The sequence below is a fragment of the Nostoc sp. genome, assembly GCF_036917555.1.
In the GTDB taxonomy this organism is placed as follows: Bacteria; Cyanobacteriota; Cyanobacteriia; order Cyanobacteriales; family Nostocaceae; genus Nostoc.
The window spans coordinates 101,523-117,748 of sequence record NZ_JBALDD010000092.1; the positions used below are offsets into that span (position 1 = coordinate 101,523).

The window sequence follows — 16,226 nt, forward strand, 5'->3', positions numbered from 1 at the left end:
GTAAGTAATTTGCCTTTTTTTTTACCAATAATTAATACTTCATAGAATGGGGCATGAGGCACTTGTACTGAGCGTTTAGCGTCTCGTAAAGAAGCTGTTGGCGCAGCCTCTCCAAGAATTGTATTGGGCATTGGGCATAAGAGGCAGAGGTGCCGAGGGGAAAAACTTACTGCAATTGCTCCTCTGCTCCCCCTACTCCTGGAATTGAAAGTTTCAACAAGCACCTTGAAACTCTCCGAGCATTTTGACTTCTGGCTCTAAATTAATAGACCAACGTTCTTGTACTTGATGTTGGATGTGGCGAATGAGACAGAATATGTCACTAGCTTTTGCCCCACCACGGTTAACGATAAAATTAGCATGGAGTAGTGCTACTTGTGCTCCACCAATTTGGTAGCCTTTCAGACCCGTCTGTTCAATTAACCAGCCAGCACTGTAAGGTTTGGGATTGCGAAACACACTGCCACAACTGGGAAAGTTGTATGGTTGAGTGCTTAAGCGATGCTTTTTATGTTCTTTGGTGATTGCCACAACTTTTGCTGGGTCTGCACCTGGCGCGAGTTGTATGGTGGCTTGGGTGACTATGCGATCGCCACCTTGCAATAATGAAGTCCGATAGCTATAACCTAACTGTTCTGGGGTAAGAGTTTCCAGCGTACCATCAGGTGAAAGTACCTGGGCACTAACTAACATATCTGCGATACAACTATTATGTGCTCCTGCATTCATCACCACGGCCCCTCCGGCTGTTCCGGGGATACCAACGGCCCACTCCAATCCTTGCCACCCTAATTCTGCTGCCGCCCATGCCAAGCTAGGAATTGATTCTCCGGCAGCAACGGTTAATTGACCGGTTTGGGGGTCAAAGTGGTTGAAGCGGAGATGACGAGTAGCAATGACTAAGCCTGATATACCACCATCACTCACCAGCAAGTTAGAACCTGCTCCCAATGTTGTCACCTTTAAATTACGTTCTTTTGCGTATTTAAGACTTGCTTGCAGTGCTTCTAAGTTTCGGGGGGCAACGTATAAATCAGCGGCTCCCCCAACTCTATAGGAAGTAAACGCTGACAAAGAAGCCTGGGACTTGATCGCACAATCAGTACTGGGTAAGTAAATTACTTCGCTCTCCACTGAATTAGCTGTTTGCTGTTTCTTTGTATTCAAAGCAGAAACTGTGCAGACGTTTCCAGCTGCCTGGGAAATGGTCATCTTTACTTTGTTTTGGTAAAATTTTTACATTAATTTACCGCAAAGATACGGTAATCGAATTTACAGATGAAACCGTTGCTATAGGGGCGCTTTGCTCGGAAATTAATCTTCGCAAAGTCTCCACTTAGGATGTGGCTTTAGCCGGCTCACAAAGTGTCGTAATTATTTCAGGAATCACCTGGTTCAAATTTCCAGCCCCTAAAAACAGTGCCAAGTCTCCTGGGCGTAGTGTTTGTAGCAAGTACTCACACACTGCGGGTAAAGTTGGTTGATAAACTACCTGCGAATGCTGTTTAGCAATTTCCGCCGTTAGACGTTCACCACTAATTTGCCCTAAATTAGGTTCGCCTGCACTGTAAATATCAGTCAGCACAACCAAATCAGCATGGGTAAAAGAGGAGGCAAATTCTTCTAAAAAGGTCAGTGTACGACTATAGCGATGGGGTTGGAAGATGGCAACCACTCTTTGCCCTGGTCTTGCCTGTAAACGTGCTGCAGCGAGAGTAACGCGAATCTCGCTAGGGTGATGAGCATAGTCATCAATGAAGGTAATGCCATTGACTTCACCTCGGAACTCAAAGCGTCGTCTTGCTCCTTCAAAGGTGGCGATACCTTTGGCAATTGCTCCAAATTCTAAGCCCAAAGCGCGACCAACAGCTACTGCAGCTAGGGCATTGCTGAGATTGTGCCGACTGAGCAACTGCAACGTCAACACACCCAAAGCTTTGCCTCTTTCCCAAACCAAAGCCGTAGTACCATCAGCACGATAATCAATATTAGTGACGGTGTAATCAGCGTCGGTATCTGAGTGTAAACTGTAGGTTATTGTGGGTTGCAAGCGATCGCGCACTGTAGCACAGTCAATGCTACCTATTAACGTTTTACAACCCTTAGCAAATGTCTGGAAGATGTCAATGACTTCTTCTAATGTATCGTAGTGGTCAGGGTGATCGAGTTCAATATTGGTGATGATACCAATTTCGGGAGCGTGTTTTACCAGAGAACCATCTGATTCATCTGCTTCGGCTACCAAATATTGGCTTTGTCCCAATCGAGCATTACCTTCCCAAGCATTGACTTCGCCACCGACTAAAATCGTTGGGTCTAGACCTGCTTCCAGAAGCATATAGCCAATCATACTACTAGTTGTAGTTTTGCCGTGTGTTCCTGCCACTGCAATACTGTAGTAATCGGCAATTAAAGCTGCTAGTACATCTGAACGATGTAAAACTGGACAACCTAATTCCAGCGCTGCTTTGTATTCTAAATTATTAGTGTTAATTGCTGTTGAACAAATGACTTGAGGCAGTTTTGACTTACTATCAGCAGGTAATTGTTCTGGTGAATTTAATACTACTGGATTAGCCAATACCTGAGGGTGAAAGAATTCGAGATTGCTTGCCTCTTGTTTACCAAAAATATGAACACCAATAGATTCCAACTTGTGCGTAATGTGGTTTGGACGAAGATCCGAACCTGATACTGGAAATTGACGCTTTGCAAGAACGTATGCCAGAGCAGACATACCTATGCCACCGATACCAATAAAATGAAATGGTCTACCACTAAAATCTACAGAATTAGTCATTTATTGCTCCTCTTACACCACACCACACCATAATCACAAATGACACGCGTATCATAACAGGAATTTGATTTTTACCGTAACTACTCCTGTATCATGTTCATGTTTGATGCCCAAATGATGTTTCTGCTCTGGTTTTCCTGGTTGAGAATGATTTTACCTTGGTTGGAGGTTTTTGCTATTTCTGAACTGTTCTTAAGATTATTCTGAAAATTTTGGCTGCATCGGGAAAGAAATTCTTGTAATGTCAAATACATATTTTTGGCTACCTTACTGGAATTGGCTACATAATACATTGTTTAGTGAAACTAATTTGAAATTGCATTAAGTTTAGGCATGAATTGAGTACAATAGTACATTGGTAATGAAACTATTTTTCAATTGCATATAAACCAGGCTTATCTGGATGCAGCAACTAGCAATTTTTGGTGGCACATTCGATCCAATTCATTGGGGACACCTGCTCGTAGCCGAGACAGCTTTGCATCAAGTATCCCTTGAAAAGGTAATTTGGGTGCCATCCCTAAATCCTCCTCACAAAGAAGCAGCTTTGTTTGAGCATCGTCTGCAAATGCTGCAATTAGCCATCAAAGATAACCCAGCATTTACTGTCTCACTAGTGGAGACTAATCGTTCTGGGACTTCTTATGCCATTAACACCCTGATTGACTTATCTGCTTGTTACTCAAATACTCACTGGTACTGGATTGTGGGTTTGGATACTTTCCAAACCTTACCCAGTTGGTACCGGGGACACGAATTAGCACAAATGTGTGATTGGTTAATCGCACCCCGACAGCTAGGTGGTGAGACTATAACTCAAAGCAAATTAATCTGCAAGCAAGTGGAGCAACAACTCAAGGAGGAGTCTGTGATCATTCACTGGCAACTCTTGAATATACCTTTAGTAGGAGTTTCGTCAAGTCTAATTCGCAAATTTTGTCGCGAACGCCAGTCAATTCGTTATTTAGTCCCGGAATCGGTCAGATCATATATCACTAACAACAATCTCTACTCTTACAAATCTGAATAAATTATGTGTTTTTTTATTGATCCAACACTTTATGGTTAAAAGTGCCCCCCCCCTTTGCGATATGATTGGGGTCAACGATATCAACATATAAGCATAAATACAGAGGGCAAGACACTGTGATTAGAGTTGCAATCAACGGTTTCGGGCGGATTGGACGTAACTTTGCACGTTGCTGGGTGGGTAGAGAGAATAGTCAGATCGATCTTGTCGCTATTAATGACACTTCAGACCCTAGAACCAATGCTCACCTGCTGAAGTATGACTCAATGCTAGGCAAGATCAAAGGTGCTGAGATTAGTGCTGACGATAACTCTATCATCGTCAACGGTAAGACCATTAAGTGCGTATCCGATCGCAACCCCGAAAACTTGCCCTGGAAAGATTGGGGAATTGACCTAATTATCGAAGCAACTGGGGTATTTACTAGCAAAGAAGGAGCGCTCAGGCACGTAAATGCTGGAGCCAAGAAAGTTCTGATTACCGCTCCTGGTAAAAACGAGGATGGTACTTTTGTGGTTGGTGTGAATCATCATGACTATGACCACAACAAACATCACATTATCAGTAATGCTAGCTGTACTACCAACTGCTTGGCACCAATTGCCAAGGTGTTGAACGATAAGTTTGGCATCATTAAAGGTACGATGACCACCACCCACAGCTATACAGGCGATCAGCGCTTGCTAGACGCTTCTCACCGGGATTTGCGACGGGCGAGGGCAGCAGCGATAAACATTGTACCCACCTCTACTGGTGCAGCAAAAGCAGTGGCGCTGGTTATCCCAGACCTCAAAGGCAAGCTAAATGGCGTTGCTTTGCGCGTACCAACCCCGAACGTCTCAATGGTAGATTTCGTAGTTCAGGTTGAGAAGCGTACTATTACTGAAGAAGTTAACCAAGCTCTCAAAGATGCTGCCGAAGGTTCACTTAAAGGGATTTTGGACTACAGCCAACTAGAACTAGTATCTTCTGACTATCAAGGTAGTGATGCTTCTTCGATTGTTGATGCAAACTTGACTTTGGTTATGGGCAATGACCTAGTAAAAGTTATGGCGTGGTATGACAACGAGTGGGGTTACAGCCAACGAGTGTTGGATTTGGCAGAATTAGTAGCCGAGAAGTGGCAATAATTTGTCATTAGTCATTAGAAAAATCACAAACAGATTATTGACCAAAATGTTGAAATCCCTGGCTAAGACTCAGAACTTGGTCAGGGAATTTTTTTTGTTCGTCGTGCAATATTACTGTCGATCCGGCTGTAATCCTGCCTGCGACCGCAGCACCTTCTCCAAGATGTTGCACTAAGGCTGATGCTAATTCTTGTGGTAAGCACAGTACTAATTCAAAGTCTTCACCACCATATAGAGCATATTTTAGCGCTTGGTCTGGTGTCAGCCAATGGTTAAAAGTTTTTGGTACAGAAATTTGTCTGTATTCTAAGACAGCGCCAACGCCACTGGCGCGGCAAATTTGGATTATCACATCTACTAAACCATCACTGCTATCCATACCAGCAATGGAAAGTTGGGAGTTAGGAGTTAAGATTTTCCAGAGGATTGGTAAGACATCTAATCGTGGCTGTGGGCGTTGGTGTGCGCGGATTAGAGCCGTGCATTCTGCATCTTTGAGGTTTTGTCCTAATTCGGGATGCAAGAGGAGTTCTAAGCCAGCTCTTGAGGCTCCATGAACGCCTGTAACGACGATCGCATCCCCAATAACAGCAGCAGAACGGCGGATAATTTGACTAGGGTTTACTTGACCAAAAGCAGTAATTGCCAGAGTAGTAACAGGCGATCGCACGACATCACCCCCAACAATCGGGGTATTGTATTTTTGCAGGCATTCCGTCATTCCCTGGTACAAGCGTTCTACCCAACTCACCCTAAGTTCACCAGGTAGTCCCAACCCGACAGTGATTCCCAATGGAGAAGCACCCATTGCTGCTAAATCTGATAAATTGGCAGCCGCAGCTCGCCAACCAGCATCTTCTGGGGAAGTGGTGAGATTACTAAAATGCACGCCATCAACCAGTACATCTGTAGTCACTACCAAAGATTGCCCTGGTGCAGTCTCAAATACTGCGGCATCATCACCGATAATTTCTAGAGGACAGAAGCGCTGTAATTTTTCTAAAAGACTTTGTTCACCAATATCTTTTACTTTTTCAGAAGATAACTCACTGTTCACAATCGGTTTTTCGTGTTGCAAAATTACGAAGAAAGCTGATGATTTGCTTTACTGTTTAAGATAAAGGTATTGTCTAGGAGTCAGTTGTAATGCTAACAACACCAGTAACCAGCATCACATTTGAGGAGTACTTAACCTATGATGATGGCAACGGTTTCCATTACGAATTGGTGGATGGCAAGCTAGAGCTAATGAACCCACCTACTATTGAACATTTCCTGATTGCCAAATTTCTTGAGCAATTGCTAGATGCAGAAATCAAACGTTGTAGTTCACCTTGGTTGTGTTTTCGGGAAAGTGGGGTGAGGACGGGTAGAAATAAATCTAGGTTGACCGATCTGTGTGTAGTGACACTGGAACAAGCCAGAGAATTGTTGAATGCCTCAGCAGTATTTGAGTCATCTCCGTTACTAATTGTCGAGGTGGTCAGTCCAGAGTCGGTGAAACGGGACTATCGTTATAAACGCTCGGAATATGCGGCGTTAGAAGTTCCTGAATATTGGATTGTAAACCCACTGAAAGCAAAAATTTCGGTGTTAATACTGGAAGATGGATTTTACGAAGAAACAGTTTTTACTGCCAATCAGCAAATTGTATCACGGATTTTTTCAGAATTTAATATTGCTGTTGAAGAGGTGTTGAATGCAGGTTCTCTGGGCTAGTAGACCATAGATAGTAGTTGTCTTTTAATCGTGATTAGATTAAAAACTCTTCAGCGATGCTAAGTTGAAAAATATTAAAGATAAATTCATACTAAATTCCCAATCACTTCAAGGAAATTTCTCAAAATTATAGATCCATTATCACTTCGCCAAACAGCAACGATTTCTAATACTGGTGATTGTCCTTGTATAGAACGATAGACTAAACCACTTCGTTGAAGATTTTGTACGTTTGCCGGAAGTAGTGAAATCCCCATTCCGCCTGCAACTGTTGTTATAAAAACAAACAGAAAACTGAAAAAATTCCTATTATTGATCATCCGAATATTGGTCTTTAATTAACGAAAAGTTGCAGCAGTCTAACAAATCTGTTGCAGCAGACGCAATATGGTTTATTTCACCCAAAATTCTAATTTTTGGAAGCCTAAAAAAATAGTTATTATATTCTATTTTTCAAAAGAATATCAGTATGTTTTAGATTTTGGATTCAATCCAAAATCTAAAACATATTATGCGGCTTGCGGCTCAACCAGATTTTCTATTCCCTGAACGACTGTTGCCGATTCAATTTTGTCACCCGCCTTCAGTTTATCCAAAACTTCTTTACCTTCGGTGAGATAGCCAAAAACAGCATAGCGACCATCTAATAGGTTGCGTCCTGCGGGGGTGAGTTCTGGTTCAAACAAAAAGAAGAAAAATTGTGATGAACCACCATTCACTTCACTTTCAGGACGAGCCATCACTACTGCACCAAAGGCAGAAAAAGGTAGAACTGGCATATCAACGTAACGACCAGCTTCTTCTAGAGTAATGCCATAAGTAGGTGCTTTATCGCCTTTAACTAAGACTTCTAGGGGAATAGCGCGATATTTGCCCGTTTCTGGGTCAATGAAACCTACGTCTTTCCCAGCAGGATCTCCAGTTTGGAGAAAGTAAGATTCTTCAGAACGGGTAAATTCTAAGCCATTATAAAAACCCCTCTGTACCAAATCTACAAAATTACCAGCAGTCACAGGAGCGCTGTAACCGTCTACTACAAGGGCTAAATCGCCTTTGTTGGTTTTAATTTCTACAGTGGCACGACCTTTAAGTTGCGGCAGGTTACTGTACTGGGCAGGTATTTCAAAGGGGAATTGTTTCACCATTGAATCTTCTAGCCCAGTAACGAGATTTAGTAGTTTACTTCTCTCTTGCAGTATTTGTTCTTTATCTTTACTGTTCGCCAATTCTTGCAATTTATCCACCCCAGATTTTAACTCGGTAATCCAAGCTTCGGCTTGGGGTTGGCGTTCTGTCAGAACGCTTGTTAAGATTTGGGAAGGTTTATCGAGAATGCGGGATGCTTGGCTGATGTCTTTGGAAATAGCACCCCAACGTCGATTTGCCCGCAGTTGGGCAGAGATGTCCTCTAAGCTGCCTTGTAGTTGCCGCACAGGTTTGTTATCTATCGGGAGTGCATACCGTAACAAAGCCTTTCCGTCGGTAATTGCATTGCCGGCTGGGAGTGCGGCGCTACTGGAGGGAGTCCACCCAGCTGTAGTTATGCCTAAAAATATTGTTATCAGCAGTATTGCCATTAGGCTGTTCTTCAGCCAGGATTTTAATAAGTTAAGCATGGGATAACTCAAATGCAGCAGTGAATTGTTGACTGGACGTAACCCATAAATAATCTTCCCACGTTAGGTGATGAGTGGAGCAGAGGTCTAGGGCAGAGGAAAAATGACTAATGACAATGACACTAAACTAATGACAAATGCCCAATGACGACCCTAGAAGGGTACAATAAATGCCGATTGTCTTCCAAAATTTGAAAGTTTCATGATCTCCAGTAACGACTTTCGACCCGGTGTTTCAATTGTATTGGATGGGTCTGTATGGCGAGTGCTTGAATTCTTGCACGTCAAACCAGGCAAAGGTTCTGCCTTTGTACGAACTAAGCTAAAAAATGTCCAGAGTGGGAGCGTTATGGAAAAAACGTTCCGCGCAGGGGAAACAGTGCCGCAAGCCACCCTAGAAAAAAGCACGATGCAGCATACCTATAAAGAAGGCGATGAGTTTGTCTTTATGGATATGGAAACCTACGAAGAAGGCAGATTGACTCGTGAACAAATTGGCGATCGCGTCAAGTACCTCAAGGAAGGTATGGAAGCCGAAGTGATTCGGTGGGGCGAACAGGTGCTAGGAGTAGAGTTACCTAAGTCTGTGGTTCTGGAAATTGTACAAACAGATCCAGGTTTAAAAGGCGACACTGCCACAGGTGGCTCGAAACCAGCAACTCTGGAAACTGGTGCAGTTGTGATGGTTCCTTTATTTATTTCCCAAGGAGAACGTATCAAAGTTGATACTCAGGAAGATAAATATATCAGCAGGGAATAACTTTCATCTCTACGGGGATGCTTGCTCCCGATTGAAATCCCTACATAGGGATTAATTCCCTGCCACACTTAAAATGCTAATTTACGGATAGGTCGAGGTAATAAAAACTGTGCCATTGGACTTTAATGAAATCCGCCAACTATTGGCAACTATCGCACAAACAGATATTGCAGAAGTCATACTCAAAAGCGATGATTTTGAGCTAACAGTCCGTAAGGCTGTGAGCATTAGCAATCAGATGTTGTCGGTAGGTCAAGGGACTTTAGGCGGTGTGGTAGGTTCAGGCTTGACATCGGGTTCATCTGGGGGAAACCAGGTAAGCGGAAGTCAGCTAACAGAGGTGTCCACATCTCGTGTATTTGAGAATACTGGAACTAGCACACAAATGCAGTTGTCAGTAAATCCTCCCTCAACCATTGACCAGAGATTAGTAGAAGTGCCTTCCCCAATGGTAGGAACGTTTTATCGCGCTCCTGCACCTGGGGAAGTGGCATTTGTGGAAGTGGGCGATCGCGTCCGCAAGGGTCAAACAGTCTGTATCATTGAAGCCATGAAGCTGATGAATGAAATCGAAGCTGAAGTCTCTGGACAGGTGATGGAAATTCTCCTCGAAAATGGCGACGCTGTAGAATATGGTCAACCTTTGATGCGAATTAACCCTGATTAAGTATTAATGTATATATGATGTGAGTCATTGTTAAAACTTTCAGTCCTTGCGGGTCAACCCTGATGAAACAAACGTTGCCTTTACCACCAGAAGTGGTGCAACAAGTAGCTGAATACTTCAGCCTGTTAAGTGAGCCAATGCGCCTACGGCTGCTACACTTATTACGGGATGAAGAAAAATGCGTGCAAGAGTTGGTAGAGGCAACACAGACTTCTCAGGCAAATGTGTCAAAACACCTGAAGGTAATGTGGCAAGCAGGTATTCTTAGCCGCCGCAGTGAAGGAACTTGCGCCTATTACCGGGTGGAAGATCAAATGATTTTTGATTTGTGTAATCGGGTTTGCGATCGCCTTGCTACAAGGTTAGAGCAGCAAGCCCGTAATTTTCGTGTGTTAAATAGCAAACGTTAAGTCATTAGTCATTTGTCCAAAACTAATTACTAATGACTAATGACCAATGACTAAAGCGGATAATCTTTCTGAAACTCTTCACGAGTTAGCGGTTGTTGTAACTCTACACCCTCGCCACCTAAAACATCCAACGGTTTGCTGTTCACGTCAATATACACTTTGGCTTTGGGATTTAAAGTTGTTGCAGTGTAAACAACTTGTCCTACACGGCCCATCATTGAGGTGCTACCACCACCGCTGGTAAAATCTTCAGATAAATTAACGTGAACCTCATCATTTTCAGCTTTCAACCCCAATAGCTTGGTTCCTTTAGGGATGGTTGTTGTATCTGTCCCTTCTGTTGGACCTGCTAACAAACTCTGGAAAGCTGCTTCTAAAGGCTGGTTGGGTCGAATAGAAGCTACTCTAACAGGCTGGGGAACCAAAGTAACATTTTTGTTGTTTGATCTTAGCCAATAAACGTTGGGGGTTTGCTCTTTACCTGGCTGCCTAGTTGATGGCTGTACTGGCTGTTCAATGCGGCCAGAAGGGTTTGATGGTGTAGGAGTATTACTAGATTGTGTGGTAAACCAAGCTACACCGCCACCCACCGCTACAACCGCTGCTGACACCGCTGCAATTACGCCTGAAGAAATACGATTAGATCCTTGTTGGTCTTTCATGTTCAAAACCTTCCTAACTGAGGGCTGATATGGTAGTTATGTGAGGAGCAGCCTGGTTAAAGACGATACTTATAAGTGGAGAGTTTCCCACAATCTAGAGGAGACTTAATACCTCTTAATTATGTAAGTTCCCAATTCAATTTTAGAATTTTTATTTCTAATCCGTCACCTACCAAATTATGTAAATTTTGGAAAGACGCGATTAATCGCGTCTCTGGGAAATCTGACTTTTCATCAAGTCTGGAAAACCTCTCTCTAAATCTCTCTCCTTCGAGGAGAGAGACTTTGAATTTTCCCTCTTCCCGTCGTGGGAAAGGGGTTAGGTTTTTCGTGAGTCTTTGTTGGAAATGGGAAATTTTCTAATCCCTACTCCCCTCTATTGCTTCGGTAATCCACTTATGAAGTGTTGTTGTCACTTCATCAATGACTATTTCTTGAGATTTACGGGTGGCTCTTTCTACAACTTCAACTTTGCCATTAGCGATCGCCCGCCCGGTTACAATTCTATAAGGTATGCCAATCAAGTCTGCATCTTTAAATTTAACTCCCGCCCGTTCGTCGCGGTCATCTAGTAGAGTTTCAACTCCCGCTTGATTGAGTTCTGTGTAAAGTTTTTGGGCGATTTCGATTTGTTGAGCATCCTTAATGTTGGGGATTGTGACGATCGCGTGATAAGGTGCGATCGCAACTGGCCAAATTATCCCATCTTTATCATAAGATTGCTCTACGGCAGCTTGTGCTAACCGTGATACGCCTACGCCAAAACAACCCATAACTAGCGGCTTTTCTTCACCCTGTTCATTGGTATAAGTTGCTCCCATCGTTTGAGAGTATTTAGTGCCTAATTGGAAAATGTGACCTGCTTCAATTCCACGGGCGCTTTGTAAGGTTTGTTCTGGGTTATGAATGGCGCGATCGCCTGATCTTGCCTTACGTATATCTACTACTGTACTTGGCAATGTAAATTGCTCACCCCAATTAGCACCAACAACGTGATAGCCAGCTTCATTTGCACCTGTGACAAAGTTTTTTAAATCAACGGCTGTTTGATCTACCAAGCGCAAAAACTTGGGATGGATCTGCTTGTTGGCGGTAATATACTCATCTGTGATGTCTGGCGCAATGTAGCCTAAAGGTAGAGATTTAGCTGTCCATGTTTGCTGGGCTTCTACATTTGGTACATTCAAACTAATAATAGTTTTAGCGCCATATTCAGAAGCTAGTTTGGTCAATTCATTTTGCAACTTGACTTCATTAACTTCCTGATCGCCTCGGATGCTTACCAGAACCAACACCGTTAAACCATTATCATAAACTGTTTGATAAAGGACATTTTTCACTAATTGAGTGGGAGAAGAGTTGAGGAGTTGACAGACCTTTTCAATGGTTTCTGTTCCAGGTGTATCGCGTTTTTCATAGGTTGTAAACCGTGAAGTTTCGGCGTTAATTGGTAAAGAAACAGCCTTTTCTACGTTAGCAGCGTATTTACCATCCTCAGTGTAGAGAACTTCATCTTCGCCAGCTTCTGCCAAAATCATAAATTCTGTGGAACCAGAACCACCAATTGCACCAGAATCAGCTTCCACTGCCCGAAAAGCTAAACCAGAACGCCGCAGGATATTGCTGTAGGCTTTATACATATCCTGGTAAGTTTCTTTGAGGCTGGCTTCATCGGTGTGGAAAGAGTAGCCATCCTTCATGATAAATTCCCGTCCGCGCATTAAACCAAAGCGAGGACGAATTTCATCACGGAATTTGGTTTGAATTTGGTAGAGATGTAGTGGTAGCTGGCGATAAGAGCGAATCATATCACGAGCGATCGCTGTGATTACTTCTTCATGAGTTGGCCCTAATCCTAATTGTTGCTCACGGCGATCAATTAGGGAAAACATGATCCCCTCAGCTTTGGTGTAAGTGTCCCAACGTCCCGATTCCTTCCATAAGTCCGCAGGTTGTAATTGTGGTAGGAGACATTCTTGTGCGCCTGTAGCGTTCATTTCTTCCCGCACAATCTGGGAAACTTTTTGCATTACTCGCCACATTAACGGCAAATAAGCATAAAGACCACTACCGATGCGACGAATGTAACCTGCACGGAGTAATAATTTATGGCTGGGAATCTCAGCATCAGCTGGATCGTCACGCAGTGTAACAAATAACATTTGTGAAAGTCGCATCGTTTAATTCCTTTCCAGAATCACTAATTTCTATGTCAACTAAAGTATGAAGTATTAAGGATGAAGTACAAAGTACACAGTGTTATTTCTTTTTCATTTTTACTTACAGGTTAGGGGCTAGGGGCTAAACAAGAGAGATTTTCATCCTTCTTTATGTGAGAAGTACATGGAGATTTACTTGAAAAAGTCCTGAGTAAAAAATACTAGTCCCCAATCCCCAGTCCCCAATCACTTTAGGAGAAAACTACCTTGGCAGATGTAATTTATCAAGCACAGGCACCCTTAGAATTTATTCCTCCGGCGTTTAACCCCTTATTTCTACGAGTCGTCCATCTGTTGCTACCCAGTTGGATAAACTGGCAAACATCTATTACCCAAATTGAAGCAGACAATGTAGAAGTTCTGGTGGATCTCTATCGCCAGTTTCAGGAGGGGAAGATCCGTTTTATGCTGGCATTTCGCCATCCGAAAACAGACGATCCGTTTTGTTTGGGTTACTTGCTGTCTCAACTCGTGCCAGAGGTAGCACGATCGCAGGGTGTAACACTACAACTTCCCATTCACGCTCATTTTATCTATGATCGCGGCATTCCTCTCTGGGCAGGTTCTCACGTTGGTTGGATTGCTTCTCATTTAGGTGGTACTCCAATTCAGCGAGGTAAGGCTGACTGGACGGGGTTACGTTCGGCACGTGACTTGTTTGCTAATGGAAAATTTCCGATGGCGGCTGCGCCTGAAGGTGCTACCAATGGTTTATCGGAGAATATTAGCCCCCTAGAACCTGGTATCGCCCAATTAGGCTTTTGGTGTGCTGAAGATTTGCACAAAGCTGGAAGCGACCAACAGGTTCTAATTGTACCAGTTGGGATTAAATATAGTTACGTTGATGCTCCTTGGGAGGCGATCGCTAATCTTTTAACTGAATTAGAAGCGGCTAGTGGTTTACCTGTGAATGCACCAGAAAATGCTTCTGTGAAGTCACTTTATCCCCGGTTGTTGACTTTGGCAGAACATTTACTTTTGCTAATGGAAGAATTTTACACACGATTCTATCATCAAAAACTGCCAGATGCGAAGATTATCAACGGGCAAATTCCAGATAGAAATGAAGCCTTAGCAGTTCGTTTACAAGCTTTATTGAATGCAGCGCTGTTAATCTCAGAACAGTATTTTAATTTGCAGTCAAAAGGTAGTTTAAGTGACCGTTGTCGGCGAGTAGAACAAGCTGGTTGGAATTATATATTTAGAGAAGAATTTAAGGATGTAAAAGGAGTATCTGCTGTAGAAAGAGCTTTAGGCGATCGCATTGCAGAAGAAGCGAATGCCCGGATGTGGCACATGCGTTTAGTAGAAAGTTTTGTAGCAGTTTCTGGTAATTATATTCGTGAAAATCCAACAGCAGAAAGGTTTGCTGAGACAACTTTAATTTTATGGCAAATGATTGCTAAAATCAAAGGCAATAAAACTGTGCAGCGTCCGCAATTGGGCAAGCAAAAAGTAAAAATTACTGTGGGTGAACCCATATCTATTTCTGAGCGTTATCCAACGTATAAGGAAAATCGTTTGGGTGCTAGACAAGCTGTTGCTGATGTTACGAATGATTTGCAACACACGTTGGAAGGTTTGATTTGATTAGAAGGGTTGCATTTTTTGCTAGTAACCATAATAAAGCTGTCAGTCGTCAAGAGGCTTATTGATTTCGACCCCTGCCTCCTGACTCCCTTAACTAGCAAGGTGCTATGTAAATGCCCAAGTGTTCATCCGAATCGGATATTACTTTCTAAAGTAGATCGATGCAAACAAAAAACTTCTAGCGATCGCAGGTTTAGATATCTTGTACGGAGATGCTCACTGGATATAGTTTATTAAGCTTGCACAAACTCAAAAGTTTTTCAAAACTGTCTAAGTAAATGGGTGCAGACAATCGTAGGCTACTATAACTACTTGCTTTTGCTGCTATTTCACTTTAATACAATTGGGGAGATAAAGGCAATCCTAACTAAATATGTCGTTTTTTATTTGAGTTTTATAAAATTACTGCTAAGTTATCCCAATTATATTTTCAGAAGAATTACGCTTCTCTGTTTTTGTAATCCAAATTACAAATAGAGAAGTCCAGGAAATTGTGATTCTCTAAATCAATCAAGTTATAAATAATGAAAACTCAAAACTTATTCAATTTACTGAAGGTTGGTATTGCTACTTTTGGAATCTTCTTTGTGGCTGGTCAAGGAGCGTATGCCTCCGACTTAAAGGGAACAGCATTTAGCATCTCTTTGGAATGTATGAATGACACTACTGGTCTTTTGATGGGTCAAAACTCCACTGCTAACGGGTGGCAGTATGCATTTGATTCAAACAAAGATGGCATGAACGGGAATTATTGGGTTGGTGCCGCGGCAGGGAAAGTAAATCCCTACGATATCTCTGGTATGGCTATTAAAGAAACTGCTACCAGCGTGATTGTGGCAATCAACGGCAATATGAAGTTAACAGGAGAGGCTGAACAGGGTGCTACCGGTGGTCAAATTGGATATGGTGATTTGTTCTTCAACATGGTGGGCAAGACTTTTGGAAATGCGATGAGCAGTGGGGATTTGTTTGGGATTCATTTCTCCTCAGTGAATGCTTCAGGAGTACAACAACTAGGTGTTTATAGTAATGTTCAAGCAAAAACAGTTACTAATATTAAAGAAGGCTACACTGTTGGATATGGTGGTTTGGCAGGAGATGGATGGATTTCTTACGAAACTCAGGTAAAACAAGGTGGTGGCGTTGTCGGTTATGGTGATTTGACCAGTAGTTACTTTACCAATAACGGCAAAGACAAGACATTTAATCTCAATGTCATCGACTCTGGAAACTATCTGAATGGAATCTCATTTCTAGCACAGGGTAATGTAACGCAGCAGTTGCTAACCACTGGCTATGATGCCAACAAATTCAACGGTACACAAACCATTGCATTTGAATTCAAGAAATCTGCTATTGTCCAATCGACTCCTGAGCCTGCTAGTCTCGCTGGTTTAGGAATCATCGGTCTGGCTTTGGCTGGTAGCAAGCTACGCAAGAAATCAGCGTGGCAATTGGGTAGGGACATTCGCAATACAGCTTGATTTTTCTTCAATGATTATAGACAAGATGAAAGACTATTTTCTCTCAGAAAAAATGATTGCTGGAGTAATGGAATTTTGGATAAATCTTAAGCGAAAAGTATCCCAAAGTGTATAGATTTACTCACTAAACACTAAATAG

15 protein-coding genes are annotated in these 16,226 nt (G+C 42.6%); 8 read left to right on the forward strand and 7 right to left on the reverse strand.

Annotated elements, in window-relative coordinates:
* Positions 1–213: 213 nt before the first annotated feature.
* Positions 214–1,212 carry a UDP-N-acetylmuramate dehydrogenase gene (murB, locus tag V7K60_RS34325; RefSeq protein WP_334932616.1) on the reverse strand — a complete coding sequence of 333 codons (999 nt, stop codon included), beginning with the start codon at positions 1,210–1,212 and terminating at the stop codon, positions 214–216.
* A 124-nt stretch (positions 1,213–1,336) separates the two neighbouring features.
* Positions 1,337–2,800 carry a UDP-N-acetylmuramate--L-alanine ligase gene (gene murC, locus V7K60_RS34330; protein WP_334932618.1) on the reverse strand — a complete coding sequence of 488 codons (1,464 nt, stop codon included), beginning with the start codon at positions 2,798–2,800 and terminating at the stop codon, positions 1,337–1,339.
* A 403-nt stretch (positions 2,801–3,203) separates the two neighbouring features.
* Here murC and nadD point away from each other — a divergent pair, with 403 nt between their 5' ends.
* Together nadD and V7K60_RS34340 are read left to right on the forward strand one after the other, a co-directional pair.
* Entirely contained in the window at positions 3,204–3,830 is a 627-nt protein-coding gene (gene nadD / locus V7K60_RS34335) for a nicotinate (nicotinamide) nucleotide adenylyltransferase (RefSeq protein ID WP_334932620.1), read from the forward strand.
* A gap of 116 nt (positions 3,831–3,946) precedes the next feature.
* The gene (locus V7K60_RS34340; RefSeq protein ID WP_334932622.1) at positions 3,947–4,960 is read left to right on the forward strand and encodes a type I glyceraldehyde-3-phosphate dehydrogenase; all 1,014 of its coding nucleotides are present in this window, start codon (positions 3,947–3,949) and stop codon (positions 4,958–4,960) included.
* A 34-nt stretch (positions 4,961–4,994) separates the two neighbouring features.
* Here V7K60_RS34340 and thiL read toward each other — a convergent pair whose 3' ends face one another.
* Positions 4,995–6,017: a thiamine-phosphate kinase gene (thiL, locus tag V7K60_RS34345; protein WP_334932624.1), complete on the reverse strand. Its 1,023-nt coding sequence runs from the start codon at positions 6,015–6,017 to the stop codon at positions 4,995–4,997.
* A gap of 89 nt (positions 6,018–6,106) precedes the next feature.
* Here thiL and V7K60_RS34350 point away from each other — a divergent pair, with 89 nt between their 5' ends.
* Positions 6,107–6,679: a Uma2 family endonuclease gene (locus V7K60_RS34350; RefSeq protein ID WP_334932626.1), complete on the forward strand. Its 573-nt coding sequence runs from the start codon at positions 6,107–6,109 to the stop codon at positions 6,677–6,679.
* Between the two features lie 86 nt (positions 6,680–6,765).
* Here V7K60_RS34350 and V7K60_RS34355 read toward each other — a convergent pair whose 3' ends face one another.
* Entirely contained in the window at positions 6,766–6,999 is a 234-nt protein-coding gene (locus V7K60_RS34355) for a LysR substrate-binding domain-containing protein (protein ID WP_334932628.1), read from the reverse strand.
* Positions 7,000–7,188: 189 nt separating this feature from the next.
* A complete protein-coding gene (locus V7K60_RS34360) occupies positions 7,189–8,295 on the reverse strand; it encodes a peptidylprolyl isomerase (protein WP_334932630.1) in 1,107 nt (368 codons plus the stop codon).
* Between the two features lie 202 nt (positions 8,296–8,497).
* On the opposite strand from V7K60_RS34360, the gene efp reads away from it, so the two are divergent.
* From efp to V7K60_RS34375, 3 genes are all read left to right on the forward strand, one after another.
* Complete coding sequence (gene efp / locus V7K60_RS34365; RefSeq protein ID WP_094349903.1) at positions 8,498–9,055, forward strand: elongation factor P; 558 nt, start codon at positions 8,498–8,500, stop codon at positions 9,053–9,055.
* A 109-nt stretch (positions 9,056–9,164) separates the two neighbouring features.
* Complete coding sequence (accB, locus tag V7K60_RS34370; protein ID WP_334824821.1) at positions 9,165–9,722, forward strand: acetyl-CoA carboxylase biotin carboxyl carrier protein; 558 nt, start codon at positions 9,165–9,167, stop codon at positions 9,720–9,722.
* 62 nt (positions 9,723–9,784) lie between these two features.
* Entirely contained in the window at positions 9,785–10,132 is a 348-nt protein-coding gene (locus tag V7K60_RS34375; protein ID WP_104909018.1) for an ArsR/SmtB family transcription factor, read from the forward strand.
* 50 nt (positions 10,133–10,182) lie between these two features.
* Here V7K60_RS34375 and V7K60_RS34380 read toward each other — a convergent pair whose 3' ends face one another.
* Together V7K60_RS34380 and V7K60_RS34385 are read right to left on the reverse strand one after the other, a co-directional pair.
* Positions 10,183–10,794 carry a GerMN domain-containing protein gene (locus V7K60_RS34380; protein ID WP_334932632.1) on the reverse strand — a complete coding sequence of 204 codons (612 nt, stop codon included), beginning with the start codon at positions 10,792–10,794 and terminating at the stop codon, positions 10,183–10,185.
* Between the two features lie 359 nt (positions 10,795–11,153).
* Entirely contained in the window at positions 11,154–12,971 is a 1,818-nt protein-coding gene (locus tag V7K60_RS34385) for a proline--tRNA ligase (protein ID WP_334932634.1), read from the reverse strand.
* A 249-nt stretch (positions 12,972–13,220) separates the two neighbouring features.
* Here V7K60_RS34385 and V7K60_RS34390 point away from each other — a divergent pair, with 249 nt between their 5' ends.
* Positions 13,221–14,603 (forward strand): 1-acyl-sn-glycerol-3-phosphate acyltransferase, encoded by a 1,383-nt coding sequence (locus V7K60_RS34390; RefSeq protein ID WP_334932636.1) that lies wholly within the window; start codon positions 13,221–13,223, stop codon positions 14,601–14,603.
* Positions 14,604–15,127: 524 nt separating this feature from the next.
* Positions 15,128–16,087 (forward strand): XDD3 family exosortase-dependent surface protein, encoded by a 960-nt coding sequence (locus tag V7K60_RS34395; protein WP_334932638.1) that lies wholly within the window; start codon positions 15,128–15,130, stop codon positions 16,085–16,087.
* Positions 16,088–16,226: the final 139 nt, after the last annotated feature.

Excerpts from the sequence above, each read along its gene's own strand:
- murB (WP_334932616.1), bottom strand. The coding sequence starts at position 1,212 with ATGACCATTTCCCAGGCAGCTGGAAACGTCTGCACAGTTTCTGCTTTG.
- murC (WP_334932618.1), bottom strand. The coding sequence starts at position 2,800 with ATGACTAATTCTGTAGATTTTAGTGGTAGACCATTTCATTTTATTGGT.
- nadD (WP_334932620.1), top strand. The coding sequence starts at position 3,204 with ATGCAGCAACTAGCAATTTTTGGTGGCACATTCGATCCAATTCATTGG.
- V7K60_RS34350 (WP_334932626.1), top strand. The coding sequence starts at position 6,107 with ATGCTAACAACACCAGTAACCAGCATCACATTTGAGGAGTACTTAACC.
- V7K60_RS34355 (WP_334932628.1), bottom strand. The coding sequence starts at position 6,999 with ATGATCAATAATAGGAATTTTTTCAGTTTTCTGTTTGTTTTTATAACA.
- V7K60_RS34360 (WP_334932630.1), bottom strand. The coding sequence starts at position 8,295 with ATGCTTAACTTATTAAAATCCTGGCTGAAGAACAGCCTAATGGCAATA.
- efp (WP_094349903.1), top strand. The coding sequence starts at position 8,498 with ATGATCTCCAGTAACGACTTTCGACCCGGTGTTTCAATTGTATTGGAT.
- V7K60_RS34375 (WP_104909018.1), top strand. The coding sequence starts at position 9,785 with ATGAAACAAACGTTGCCTTTACCACCAGAAGTGGTGCAACAAGTAGCT.
- V7K60_RS34380 (WP_334932632.1), bottom strand. The coding sequence starts at position 10,794 with ATGAAAGACCAACAAGGATCTAATCGTATTTCTTCAGGCGTAATTGCA.
- V7K60_RS34385 (WP_334932634.1), bottom strand. The coding sequence starts at position 12,971 with ATGCGACTTTCACAAATGTTATTTGTTACACTGCGTGACGATCCAGCT.
- V7K60_RS34395 (WP_334932638.1), top strand. The coding sequence starts at position 15,128 with ATGAAAACTCAAAACTTATTCAATTTACTGAAGGTTGGTATTGCTACT.